Below are 12,148 nucleotides of genomic sequence, written 5' to 3' on the forward strand. Positions count from 1 at the left end.
AGGTCCCTCCGTTTTGACTCCGCCCGGAACCCCCGGCGACGGCCGGCCCGCCCGCGCCGACGCCCGGCGCAACCGCGAGAAACTCGTCGCGGCCGCCCGCGCCGCCTTCACCGCAGCGGACGACACCGTCCCGCTGGAGAGCGTCGCCCGCGACGCCGGTGTCGGGATCGGCACGCTCTACCGCCACTTCCCCACCCGCGAAGCGCTCGTCGAAGCCGTCTATGCCGCCGAACTCGACGACGTCGTCCAGAGCGCCTCCACGCTGGCCGACCGGCATCCGCCCGAAGAGGCGCTTCGCGCCTGGATGGACCGTTACGGAGAATTCGTCGCGGCGAAACGCGGGATGATCGCCACGCTCCGCACCGGCTGGGGCGTGACCGGCCCGCCGACACCGACCACCCGGGAACGCATCACCGGCGCGATCGGCGAGATCCTGTCCCGTGGCACGCGGTCGGGCGTGTTCCGGGCCGACGTCGAGCCCGACGACGTGACCGCGATGATCCTCGGGATCTTTCTCGCCACGTCGGCGGGCGGCGCCCCGGAGCAGGTGGGCCGCCTCCTCGATCTCGTCGTCGACGCGCTTCTCCCGAAACCGGAATAGCCGGGGCCCGTCCGTTGTCGTGCCTGAGGACGGATCTCGACGACGATGGGGGACGGAGCCGGATGAAGGCGATCGCGGTCACGCGGTACGGCGGGCCAGAGGTGTTGCGGGTACTCGATCTGCCGGAGCCGCACGCCGGCCCCGGCGAGGTCCGCGTCCGGGTCCGGGCGGCGGCGGTCAATCCCGCCGACGTGGTCCTGCGCGAGGGCGGTCTCGCGGCCCGGTTCGACCTCGACCCCCCGTACGTCCCCGGGATGGACGTCGCCGGGGTGCTCGACGAGATCGGCGAAGGGGTCGCGACCCCGCTCGCCCTCGGGGACCGGGTCGTCGCGGTGGTCGTGCCGAGGGGCGAGCGGCGCGGCGGATACGCCGAGCACGTCGTGGTGCCCGCCGCTTCCGTGGTCCGCGCACCGTCCGAAGTGGACGATGTGGCGGCCTCGACGCTGCTGATGAACGGGCTCACCGCGCGGCTGGCGATCGACGCGCCGGCCCTGCCGCCCGGCGCGACCGTGGTGGTCACCGGGGCCGCGGGCGCGGTCGGCGGGTATGTCGTGCCGCTGGCGAAGGCCGACGGGCTGCGGGTGGTCGCGGTGGCGGCGCCGGCGGACGAGCCGCTGGTGCGCGAGTTCGGCGCGGACGAGGTCGTGGCACGCGGGGACGGGCTCGCCGCGCGCCTGCGCGAGGTGGTGCCCGGCGGCGCCGACGGGGTGATCGACGCCGCGCTGGTCGGGTCGTCGATCCTGCCCGCGCTCCGCGACGGCGGGGCGTTCGTGACGGTCCGGGCCTACGACTGGGAGCCCGAACGCGGCATCACGGTGCACCGGGTCCAGGTGAGCGACCACGTCCACCGCACCGCCGCCCTGGAGAGGCTGCGTGACCAGGCCGAACAGGGTGTGCTCCGGCTACGGGTGGCACGGACCTACCGGCCCGAGGAGGCGGCCGAGGCCCATCGGGCCTTCGAACGCGGCGGGCTGCGAGGGCGGCTCGTCTTCACGTTCTGACCGTCCACTCCGGACTCGCCGGGGCCGGTTCGCACCGGCTTCGCCGTCCGGTCTACCGTGATGTGTGGACAGCGCCGCGTTCCTTCTCACCGCCCGCGCGCCGGCCGGATCGAGCGCCGCGGGTACCTGGTTCCAGCACACCATCGTGGACTCCCACCGGCTCCAGCTGTTCTGTTTCTTCGTCAGCATGGTGCTGGCGTTCGGGTTCATCCGGCTCTCGGTCCGGCTCATCCGCGCCAACGTCCGGTGGTGGCCGGGCAACATCACCCCGGGCGGGCTGCACCTGCACCACGTCGTGTTCGGGGTGGTGTTCATGCTGATCGGCGGTGTCGCCGGGTACGCGATCCCGGACGAGTCGACGGTGTGGCGCGCGATCATGGCGGGGCTGTTCGGGGTCGGCTCGGCGCTGGTGCTCGACGAGTTCGCGCTGATCCTGCACCTCAAGGACGTCTACTGGTCGGAGAAGGGCAGGCTCTCGGTCGACGCGCTGTTCGTGGCGATCGCGCTGACCGGTCTGCTGCTGCTCGGGTTCCGGCCGGGCGTGGTCGACGACGTCATCGAACTCGGCCCGGAGGACGGGAACCTCACCAGGACGATGGTGATCGTCGTCGACCTCCTGCTGGCGATCGTGACACTGCTGAAGGGCAAGATCTGGAGCGGGCTCATCGGCCTGTTCGTGCCGGTCCTGCTGCTCGTCGGTGCGTTCCGGCTGGCCCGGCCGAACTCGCCGTGGGCGCGCTGGCGGTATCCCGCGTCCGGCACGAAGGCGAAACGCGCGCAATGGCGCGAAGAACGGCTGCGCATCCCGGTGGTCAAGGCGAAGATCTGGGTCCAGGAACTCATCGCGGGGCGGCACGACCGCAACTCCTGAGCTCACGCGCGTCCCCGGGTCGCCGCGACGTCCCGGCTGTGCTCCTCCCACGCCGCCGCGAGCCGGTCCACCGCCGCGTCGAGGGTGTGCGGGGATTCCGCGAAGGAAAGCCGGACACCGGCGAAGTGCCGCCGGTCGACACAGCACGCGGCGCCCGGGGTGACCAGCACCCCGTACCGCGCCGCCCGGTGCGCGTAGGTTTCGCTGTCCGCCACCGGTAGCCGCGCGTACACCGACAGGCCCGCCGCCGGTGGCTCGACCTCCCAGGCGGGCAGCCGCCGGCGGAGCGCGGTGACCAGCAGGTCCCGCCGGGCGGCCAGCGCGGCGCGCAGCTTCCCGGACCACGCCTCGTCCGCCGCCGCCAGCAGCCGGGTGGCGTACCACTGGCCGGGGACGCCGGGCGCGAGGTCGTTGGCCGACCGCAGGCGCAGCAGGTGCCCGCGCAGCGCGGCGGGCGCGCGGATCCAGCCGATCCGCAGTCCCGCCCAGAACATCTTCGACAGGGACCCGACCGCGACCACGGACTCGTCGGACGCGGCGAGCGGCGCCACCGGCTCGGCGTCCTCGTCCAGGGTGAGCCCCGCCTGGGCGAGATCCTCGACGAGCAGCCCGTCGCCCGCCCGCGCCGCGGCCAGCAGGGGTTCCCGCCGCGACCGCGCGAGCAGCGCGCCGGTCGGGTTGTGCCCGCACGGATCGACGTAGATCACCGGCGAGGCGAGCCTGCTCGCCGCCCGGCGCACCGCCTGCGCGTCGATCCCGAGCGAGTCCACGCCGACGCCGAGCAGCCGCCCGCCCCGGCCGGCCAGGGCCCCGGCGAGCCCGGGGTAGGTGGGGCACGCGGTGATGACGGTCCGGTCCACCGAAACCGCGGCGGCGGCGATCAGGGTCAGCGCGTGCTGCGCCCCCGAGGTCACGATGAGCTGTTCGGCGGTGGTGGGCAGGCCGAGCCGGTGCGTCAGGTGCGTGGCCAGCGCGGCGCGGAGTTCGGGCAGTCCCGCCGGGTGCAGGCCGTGGCCCCGCCACTCCGCCGGATCACCGGCGGCGACCACGGGCAGGTGCTCGGTGCCCGCGGGGACCGACAGGGACAGGTCGATCGTCTCGCGGTCCTCGTCCAGCCGCCGTTGCAGCAACGCCGAGGCCGCGCTCCGCCTCGGCGCCTGCGTCCACGCCGGGCGCGCGCGGACGTAGGTCCCCGCGCCCTGTCTGCGCTCGACCAGCCCGGCACCGGCGAGTTCGTCGAAACACCGGACGACGGTGCCCCGGCTCAGCCCGAGCCCCTCGGCGAGGAGCCGTTCGGCGGGCAGCCGGTCGCCCGCGGCCAGCAGCCCGCGTTCGATCGCGGCCGCGACGCCCTCGGCCACCCGGCGGTAGCGCGGGCCCGGCCGGGCGGCCCAGCCGTCCAGCGCGACCCGCACCCACCAGCCCAGATCCTGGTCCATTTTCCCAGATTGGCCCTGTCTGCATCGCGGGCGCAACCGGCACGCTGGGCGCATGGATCCCAGCCCCACCCTCGCCCGGCGCTTCTGGGAAGCGCTCGAACCCCTGCACGCGACCGTGTACTTCGCCCCGGAACCCGCCGAGGTCGCCAAGGCGCTCGGCCTTCGCGGCTGGTGGATGGGGTACTTCGCGGGCCGGATCGCCCCGCTCGGACCGCTCGGCGCCGCCCCGGTGACGTCGATGTTCTTCGGCTTCGCACCGGGGATGGTCGAACGCGCCCTGCCCGACGCGTGGGCCTACGCGGCACCGGACGCCGTGCTCGCGAGCCGGATCGACGCGGTCACGGCCGCCCTCGACCGGCTCCTGCCGCCCGGCGGGCACGACCGGCTCGTCGACCTCCTCGAACGAGCCGTCGACGGCTGCCGCTACGAGGGCCGCCCGCTCGCGGCGGGCTGGTCGCGGGTGCGGCGCCCGGACAGCGCGGCGGGCAGGCTCTGGCTGGCGGCGACCGTGCTGCGGGAACACCGCGGCGACGGGCACGTGCTCGCCGCGGTGCACGCCGGGCTGCGCGGGCTCGACGCGACACTCACGCACATCGCCACCGGCAACGTCACCCGCGAGATCATCCAGCCGAACCGCGGCTGGAGCGACGCCGACTGGGAGGAGAGCCGTCGCGGGCTCGTCGCGCGCGGCCTGCTCGACCGCACCGGCAGGCTCACCAAAAGCGGCGGCGTGCTGCGCAGACAGGTCGAGGACGCCACCGACCGGCTCGCCGCCGATCCGGTCGTGACGCTCGGCGAGTCCGGGGTGGACGAGGTGATCCGGCTCGCCGCGCCGCTGAGCCGCCACCTCGTCGACACCGGTGTCATCCCCGTCCCGAACCCGATCGGCGCCCCGCGCCCCTGACCGGCAGGAATCCCATGACCATCGCACTCGATCTCGACGACGCCGTCGCCACGATCACCATCGACCGGCCCGCCAAGCTCAACGCGCTCGACTACGCCACGATCGACGCCCTCACCCGCACCCTCGACGATCTCGAATCCGACGCCGCGATCCGCGCGGTCATCCTCACCGGCGCGGGAGACCGGGCCTTCAGCGCGGGAGCCGACATCGGCGACCTCGCGCGCAGCATCGCGGGTGGCAGGGACCGCGCGCTGCGGGAGATCGTCCGCCGGGGGCAGGGCCTCACCCGGCGGATCGAGGAGTTCCCCAAGCCGGTCATCGTGGCGGTCAACGGGCTGGCCTACGGCGGTGGCTGCGAAGTCACCGAAGCCGCTCCGCTCGCCATCGCCAGCGAACGAGCCACGTTCGCGAAACCGGAGATCACGCTGGGTTTCCCGCCGCCGTTCGGCGGAACGCAGCGGCTGCCCCGGCACGTCGGCCGCAAACGCGGGCTCGAACTCGTCCTCACCGGCGACCCGATCGACGCCACCCGCGCCGCGGAACTGGGCATCGTCAACACCGTCGTGGCCCACGACGAGCTCCTGCCCGCCGCCCGCGCCCTCGCCGCGCGCGTCGTCCGCCACTCCCCCGCCGCCGTCCGCGCCTGCCTGGCCGCGGTGACGCGCGGGATCAACGTGCCGATCGACGAGGGCCTCGCCGTCGAGGCCGCGTGGTTCGCCGCGGCCCTGCCGGAGCACGGCGTGCCCGAGGGGGTCGGACACTTCCTCGCCCGCCGCTGACCCGGTGTCGCTTGTGGACGGTCAGGAGGTGCGCAGCCGGGAGGTGGCCGGTGCCCGGCACGCCCGGGACACTGGTCATCACCCCCGAGCCCGCGAGGAAGACGACCAGCCATGAGCGGCACACAGAAGACCCGCGAAAACGCGAGAGCGCTCTTCACCCGTCATCTCCGGCTTCTCGCGGCCGGACGCGTCCGTGACTGGGTGGAGCTGTTCGACGAAGACGGCGCGCTCGAAATCGGCTTCTGCCCGCCCGGGCTCCCGTGGCGCTACGCGGGGCACCGCGAACTCCACGAGTACCCGCGCTACCTCCGGCAGCACGCGAACTCCCGCTTCTCCCCGCCCGCCTTTCACGACACGGAAGATCCGGAACTGGTCATCGCCGAGTACCACAGCCGCGGCGTCGCCGCGACCACCCGGCGCGCGTTCACCCAGACCTACCTTTCCGTGGCGCGGACGAAGAAGTCCCGGATCGTCCTGCTCCGGGACTTCTGGAATCCGCTGGTGGTGCTGGACGCGTTCGGCGCCCCCGCGGAACCGCGGGGGCGCCGAGCGGCCTGAGGCGAGATCAGAACGTCGCGAGGTCCGGCGGCGTCGCGAGTTTCGCCGACGACGGCCTGGGTTCGACCGCGCAGTGGGTGCCACGCGGCGGGACCGCCCCGGTGAACAGGTACTGGTGGATGTACTCACGGGAGCAGCTGCTCACGCGGTACATGCCGTGCCCGCCACCGTCGTAGGTCACCAGCGTCATCCCGGTCTGCTTCTCCATCGACTTCGCCCACGGGTAGGCCGTCGCGGGGTCGTGCCGCGCATTGGTGATCAGCAGTGGCGGCACGTCCCGGCTCAGCTTGAGCGGGTGCGGCGGGTTGACCGGCGCGCGCTCTCCCGAGCACACCAGCGCCCACGGGTTGTAGCCGTTGAACCGGATGTTCGGCGAAACCTTGCGCAGGCCGTCGCTCAGCTTCTTGAACTCCTCGTACCCGGACACCCGGTACGCCCAGTCGTTGCACCAGATGGCCCTGGTCGGATTCGGCGCGGTCGGCGCCGCCGCGGCCAGCAGCTCCGGCTTGGTCCCGCCGTCACGGAGGGTTTTCAGGAAGGTCGCGAGCTCGGCGAATTCCTCCGACAGCGTGTAGCTCTCGATGTATGCCGCCAGGCGGGTCCCATCGTACTTCTTCGCCGGGTCACTGGGATCGGGCAACGTGCCCGCGTCCGCCCGATCGTAGAGCTCCCGAACCAGCTTCTCGACGTCCTGGCCGTGCAGCACGCACTCCGGCTTGTCCGCGCACCACCGCACGAACTGCTGGAAGACCTCTTCGCGCGCCACGCTTTCGGTGCGGACGAAGTCCCAGTTGCTCGTCATGCTGTGATCCATCGTCGAGTCGAGGACCAGCCGCCCGACGTTGCGGGGGAAGTACTCCGCGTACTGCTGACCCCGCAGGGTCCCGTACGAGACGCCGTAATAGTTGAGCTTGCGCTCGCCGAGTGCCGCGCGGATGGCGTCCATGTCCCGGACGTCGCTGCGCGTGTCGACGTGGTCGTAGATCGGGCCGCTGAGCTTGCGGCAGTCGGCGATGTACCGCTTGCTCTTGGCCGTCAGGTCCCGGAACTGCTCCTCGGTGGTGGGCCACTCCCGTGGCTCGGGGCCGTCCGGGCAGACGATCGGCTTGCTGTCGCCGATCCCCCGCGAGTCGTAGCTGACGACGTCGTAGTGGTCATAGATCGGATCGGCGAGGATCTTGCCGTGTTTCAGGCCCTTCGCACCCGCTCCACCGGGGCCGCCGGGCCCGTACATCAACGTGCCCAGCTTTTCCCCGGCACCGGTGCCCTTGCGCCGGGCCAGGGACAGTTCGATCCGCTCACCACCGGGCTTGGCCCAGTCAAGGGGGACGGCGAGGCGTGCGCAGTCGACGCCGGGGGCGTCGGCACAGGGTTTCCAGTCGATCGTGGACGGACTCGCCGACGCCGGAGCGGCGACCAGCAGCGAGGTGGCGAGCGACAGCGCGGCCACCCCGGAAAGCACGGAACGTCGCATGAGATTCCTTTCTCCCTGTCAGTGTTTGGTTACTGTCAGGGAGAAACCGACGTTATCGACAACATCGAGAATGCCTCATCGGCCATGAGGCCCCATTCCCCTCGTCCGCACGGCTTAGGCCGAACGGAGCAGCCGCGCGTCCGGCTCAGCGGACCGGGGCGATCCTGGCCAGATCCACCCGCGACTGGATCTCCAGCTTTCGGTAGATCTGCCGCAGGTGGAAACCGACCGTGTGCGGGGACACGAACAGCTCGGCCGCGACCTGCCGGTTGGTCAGTCCCCGCGCCACCAGCCGGGCGACCTTCTCCTCGGTGCCGGTCAGGCTCGCCCAGCCGGTCTCCGGCCGGGGCGCCGGGCGCCAGTGCCGCCGCCGCACCCCGAGGCCGCGCAACCGCCGGCGCACCCGCGCGACGTCGCCCACCGCGCCGGCCGCGTCGTAGGCGGCCATCGCCCTGGTGAGCTCGGCGACGCCCGCCTCCCGGTCGGTACCGCAGCGCAGTACCCCGGCGTCCTCGATCGCCGAGGCGCGGGCCCACGGGTCCTGGTACTGGCCGGCGACCCCCGCGATCGCCGTGGCGTCCCGGTCGAGCAGTGCGCGCGCGTGACTCGCCGCCACCCCGAAGACCGGGTAACCCGGGTTCGCCGCGCTGACCCGCTCGGCCGCCTCGGCGAACTCGCGGCCGGCGTCGGGGCGGTCCGCGGCGAGCGCCGTGCGGACGTACCACGCGGCGGCGGCCGGATCGGCCAGGATCAGCGCGCGGCGCGTCCCGGCACCGAGCAGGATCTCCAGCGCGCCGGCGGCGTCGCCCCCCGCCGAGGGCACCTGGGCGGCGACGCGGCACCGCAACGTCCACAGTGGATGCACCTCGTCCCTCGGCACGGACTCCGCCAGCGCCCTGGCACGCCTGCCCGCGACCGCGACGTCGCCCCGGCGCAGCGCCACCAGCACCCGGACCGCGTGCAACGTGGGCAGGGTCAGCAGCATCTGTGTTTCGTGGAAGTGCGCGACGGCTCCCTCGGCGTCGGCCTCGGCACCGTCGAGATCGCCGCGCAGCAACCGGACCCACGCCCGCAGGACCAGCGGTACCGAGGCCACCACCTTGACCCCGCCCGCCGCGATGACGTCGTCCAGTTCCGCGATCACCGCGTCCGCCTCGTCCAGCTGGTGCGTCCGGACGAGCATCCAGGCCTTCTGCCACAGCGGATACGCCGTCAGCACCCCGGAAAACCGCCGCCAGCGGTCCACCGACCGCTCCATCGCCCGGAACGCGTCCCCGATCCGGCCGTCGTTCCAGCAGGTCACCGCGCGGACCGCGAGCGCGGTCGCCACCAGGTCGTCGCACCGCGGCACGCCGGGCTCGCCGAGCAGCCCGTCCGCCGTGCGCTCCGCGGCCACACAGTCCGAAAAGGACAGTGCGGTGAGCCGGACCACGTCGGCGCACGGCGGCCCGCAGTCCGGCGCCCGCCGGGTCTCGGGCGCGAGTGAAAGCGCCTTCCGCACCTCCCCGCGCAACACCAGGATCGTGGCCAGGTTCGCGCGCACCGCCTGCTCCTGCGCACCCGCGGGCACGCCGTCGCCGCCCACGACACGGTCGGCGACCTCGGCGGCGCGGCCGAGGCTGCCCGAGCGCATCAACGCCGTCATCGCGGTGGTGGCCAGCGCGAAGTGCTCCGGCGCGCCGCGTTCGGTGATCTCCATGCCCCGCAGCGCCAGCGTCGCCGCCGTCTCGGGCGCGGCGGCCAGCAGCCGGTTCGCGGCCCCGGCGATGGTCGCGATCGCCTCGGTGTCCCCCGGCCGGGCGCAGCGGACCAGGTGACAGGCCGCGGCGGCCTCGTCGGCGTGCGCCTCCCCCCTGGCCAGGTGCATCGTCGCGGCCTGCCGGTGCAGCAACGCGAGCAGGTGCGCGGGTACCAGCGCGACCGCGGCCCGCCAGAGCAGATCCGCCCGGAAGGCGAACCCCTCGCCCCTCGTGGTCAGGATCCCCTCGGCCTGTGCCTCCCACAACGGGCGCAGCAGCGCCGCGGGCGGTTCGTCGAGCATCTCCGCCAGATCGCGCGGGGTGAACGACCGGCCGAGCACCGCCGCCACCTGCAACAGCTGCCTGCTCGCCGTCGACAACCGGCCGAACCGCTCCCGCATCAGCGCGAGGAACCGGTCCGGCAGCCGCGTGCCCGTGTCCGCGACCGAGGACGGCGTGCTCAGCTCACCGGCGGCGAGCCGCGCCGCGCCGCCGTCGAACTCCACCGCCCGGTCCGCCCGCAGTCCCTCGACCAGCGCCACCACCGCGCCGGGCGATCCGTCGAGACATTCGCTCAGTGCCACCAGGTCCGCGTCCGGGCGCGCGCCGAGCACGTCGCCCGCGATCTCCGCCAGCACCGCGCCGGGCAACGCGTCGAGCGGCTCGATCCATTCCGCGTGCCCGGTCCGCGCCAGCGCCCTGAGCAGCAGCCCGTGCGGCGACCGGCCGTCCCCGGAGCGCGCGGCGAACAGCCACACCACCGGGACGGCGGCGAGCCTGGCGCTCAGGCTGCCGAGCGCCGACAACGTGAGCGCGTCCACCTCGTGGAGGTCGTCGACGACGACCAGGACCGGCCCGCGCTTCATCGGCGCGAGCAGGCGGCGGTGCAGCAGCGCGGTGCACGCGGCCAGCCGGTCGATCTCCCGCGCCGTCGCCCGGGAATTCCCCGTTTCCGCGGCCGTGCCGGCTTCCGGCGCGTCCGGTGCGACGCGGTCGGCCACGGCGAACCCGAGCCCCTCCGCGAGCCGCGCCGCCTCGCGCAGGAGGCGGGTTTTCCCGCTCCCCGCGGGGGAATCCAGCAGGAGGACCCTGCCCCGCCCGTCCTCGCACGTACCGCGCAATGCCGCCGTGATCTGCGCCACCTGCGCCGCGCGGCCGCGCACCGGCCCCCGCGAAGTCGATTCCCGCCCTGCGTTCGCCATCATGAACCTTCGGTTATCGCTGCCCGCCGTCTTTCGTTCGCGCGCAGCCGAAACCAGCCGAACCCTCCCCCGTGGACACGCGGCCGTATGGCCTCGAACAAGACTGTGCCGTTCGTTACCAACCCAACCACGGTCACGGCGGAAAGGGGCCGCTACGAGCAGGTCGGCCGCGCCCGTATCCGCCTACCTTTGGTCGGATTAGCAAAATCCGCCGGTCTCCGCGACTATCCGGGGTCCGGCGGAAGGTGCACGGAGCAGGATCTCGGTAGCGAACCGGGAAAGTCAAGACCTGGAAGTCGGGCCACGCCCGCGATGGCCGCTTTTTACCTCTTCCGGCCGAAAGCGCGAATCCGGAACCGGCGCGGCGTTTTTTACGGCACCCGGGCGAATTCGAGCGGCCGACAGGAACAACCGGTCCGGACCAGCGTGCCGGGGAGCGGGACACCGTCCCCGGCCCACCAGGACGCGAAACGGCCGGTGCCCGCGTTCGCGGGGCACCGGCCGTGGGAAGCGAACCGGACGGGCTAGCCGAGCGCGCGGGCCAGGTCGTCCAGGACCTTCGTCGCGCCCGCCGGGCCGAGGCCGAGGAACCACACCTCGTCGTCGACGCGGACGGCGTGCTTCGCCTTGACCGCGCCGAGACCGGCCCACAGCGCGCCGCCGGTCACCGTCTTTTCGTCCTGGCTGGGCCCGGCACCATAGCTGGAGTAGAAGATCCAGTCGGCGTCGGCCTGATCGATGCGTTCCGCCGCGACTTGGACGGCGAGGTCGGCGACGTCCTGGTTGGCCGGCCGGGCGAGACCGACGTCCTTCAGGATGACGCCGATGAAGGAAAGGTTCCCGTACAACCGGATGTTGCCGGACAGAAAACGAACCAACGAGATCCGGGGGTTGCCGGTGATTCCCTTCTTTACCTCGTTGGCGCGCTTCTGGTAGCCGTTGAGCAGTTCGACCGCCTTGGTCTCCTCACCGAGCGAAGCACCCGCCAGCAGGAGGTTTTCCTTCCACGGGAAACCGGGACGGATACTGAATACCGTCGGCGCGATCTTCGACAGTTTCGGGTACAGATCCTTCGCGCGCAGTTTGCTGCCGAGGATGAGATCCGGGTTCAGCCCCGCGATCGCCTCGAGATTGACGTTGTCGATCTTGCCGACCGAGGGGATCCCCTTCGCCCGGTCGGCCAGGTAGGACGGGACGCCGTCGGCGCCCGCGGTCGTGGCCATGCCCACCGGCGTGATCCCGAGCGAAAGCACCTCGTCGAGTTCGCCGCTGTCGAGCACGACGACCCGCGCCGGTTTCTTCTCCAGTTTCGTCTGCCCCAGCGCGTGGTTCACCGTGCGGGGGAAGACCCCGGGCCCGACGTCGGCGCCGAGCTTCGCGGTCTCCGTGTCGGCGGTGTTGAACAGTTTCCCGCCCTTGGCGACCTCGGTGTCGCCGACCCCGGACGAGCTCTGCGGGGCGGGCTGCCCGCACGCCGCGACGAGACCGCCGAGCGCGAGCACGGTCACCGTCGCGACCACCCTGATCCCTGTCGTGGCGCCCCTGCTTGTCGCACGCATCAACGTTCCTTTCTCTCGCAC

10 protein-coding genes are annotated in these 12,148 nt (G+C 72.9%); 6 read left to right on the plus strand and 4 right to left on the minus strand.

All coding sequences use genetic code 11. The annotated features are described in order from the left end of the window. Positions 1-13 precede the first annotated feature (13 nt). The 3 genes from ABD987_RS16285 (at position 14) to ABD987_RS16295 (ending at position 2,473) form a co-directional block, all read left to right on the plus strand. Positions 14-601 (plus strand): TetR/AcrR family transcriptional regulator, encoded by a 588-nt coding sequence (locus ABD987_RS16285; protein WP_345393183.1) that lies wholly within the window; start codon positions 14-16, stop codon positions 599-601. 62 nt (positions 602-663) lie between these two features. Beyond that, positions 664-1,602: an NADP-dependent oxidoreductase gene (locus ABD987_RS16290; protein WP_345393186.1), complete on the plus strand. Its 939-nt coding sequence runs from the start codon at positions 664-666 to the stop codon at positions 1,600-1,602. Positions 1,603-1,666: 64 nt separating this feature from the next. Continuing rightward, a complete protein-coding gene (locus ABD987_RS16295; RefSeq protein ID WP_345393189.1) occupies positions 1,667-2,473 on the plus strand; it encodes a hypothetical protein in 807 nt (268 codons plus the stop codon). Positions 2,474-2,475: 2 nt separating this feature from the next. On the opposite strand, the gene ABD987_RS16300 is transcribed toward ABD987_RS16295, so the two are convergent. Next, a complete protein-coding gene (locus ABD987_RS16300) occupies positions 2,476-3,912 on the minus strand; it encodes an aminotransferase-like domain-containing protein (RefSeq protein ID WP_345393192.1) in 1,437 nt (478 codons plus the stop codon). A gap of 52 nt (positions 3,913-3,964) precedes the next feature. Here ABD987_RS16300 and ABD987_RS16305 point away from each other — a divergent pair, with 52 nt between their 5' ends. The 3 genes from ABD987_RS16305 to ABD987_RS16315 all read left to right on the plus strand — a co-directional run bounded on the left by ABD987_RS16305 (position 3,965) and on the right by ABD987_RS16315 (position 6,153). Continuing rightward, a complete protein-coding gene (locus ABD987_RS16305; protein ID WP_345393195.1) occupies positions 3,965-4,816 on the plus strand; it encodes an SCO6745 family protein in 852 nt (283 codons plus the stop codon). Positions 4,817-4,830: 14 nt separating this feature from the next. Continuing rightward, positions 4,831-5,595, plus strand: a complete 765-nt coding sequence (locus ABD987_RS16310) for a crotonase/enoyl-CoA hydratase family protein (protein WP_345393198.1) — start codon at positions 4,831-4,833, stop codon at positions 5,593-5,595. A 111-nt stretch (positions 5,596-5,706) separates the two neighbouring features. Further along, positions 5,707-6,153 carry a nuclear transport factor 2 family protein gene (locus ABD987_RS16315; protein ID WP_345393201.1) on the plus strand — a complete coding sequence of 149 codons (447 nt, stop codon included), beginning with the start codon at positions 5,707-5,709 and terminating at the stop codon, positions 6,151-6,153. 7 nt (positions 6,154-6,160) lie between these two features. Here the strand turns inward: ABD987_RS16315 and ABD987_RS16320 are convergent, their stop codons facing one another. The 3 genes from ABD987_RS16320 to ABD987_RS16330 form a co-directional block, all read right to left on the minus strand. Continuing rightward, positions 6,161-7,627: an alpha/beta fold hydrolase gene (locus ABD987_RS16320; RefSeq protein ID WP_345393204.1), complete on the minus strand. Its 1,467-nt coding sequence runs from the start codon at positions 7,625-7,627 to the stop codon at positions 6,161-6,163. Between the two features lie 145 nt (positions 7,628-7,772). Further along, positions 7,773-10,571 (minus strand): helix-turn-helix transcriptional regulator, encoded by a 2,799-nt coding sequence (locus ABD987_RS16325; protein ID WP_345393207.1) that lies wholly within the window; start codon positions 10,569-10,571, stop codon positions 7,773-7,775. A 521-nt stretch (positions 10,572-11,092) separates the two neighbouring features. Beyond that, positions 11,093-12,127: an ABC transporter substrate-binding protein gene (locus ABD987_RS16330; protein ID WP_345393210.1), complete on the minus strand. Its 1,035-nt coding sequence runs from the start codon at positions 12,125-12,127 to the stop codon at positions 11,093-11,095. Between the last annotated feature and the right edge of the window lie 21 nt (positions 12,128-12,148).

The organism is Amycolatopsis samaneae, from assembly GCF_039541975.1.
Lineage (GTDB): Bacteria > Actinomycetota > Actinomycetes > Mycobacteriales > Pseudonocardiaceae > Amycolatopsis > Amycolatopsis samaneae.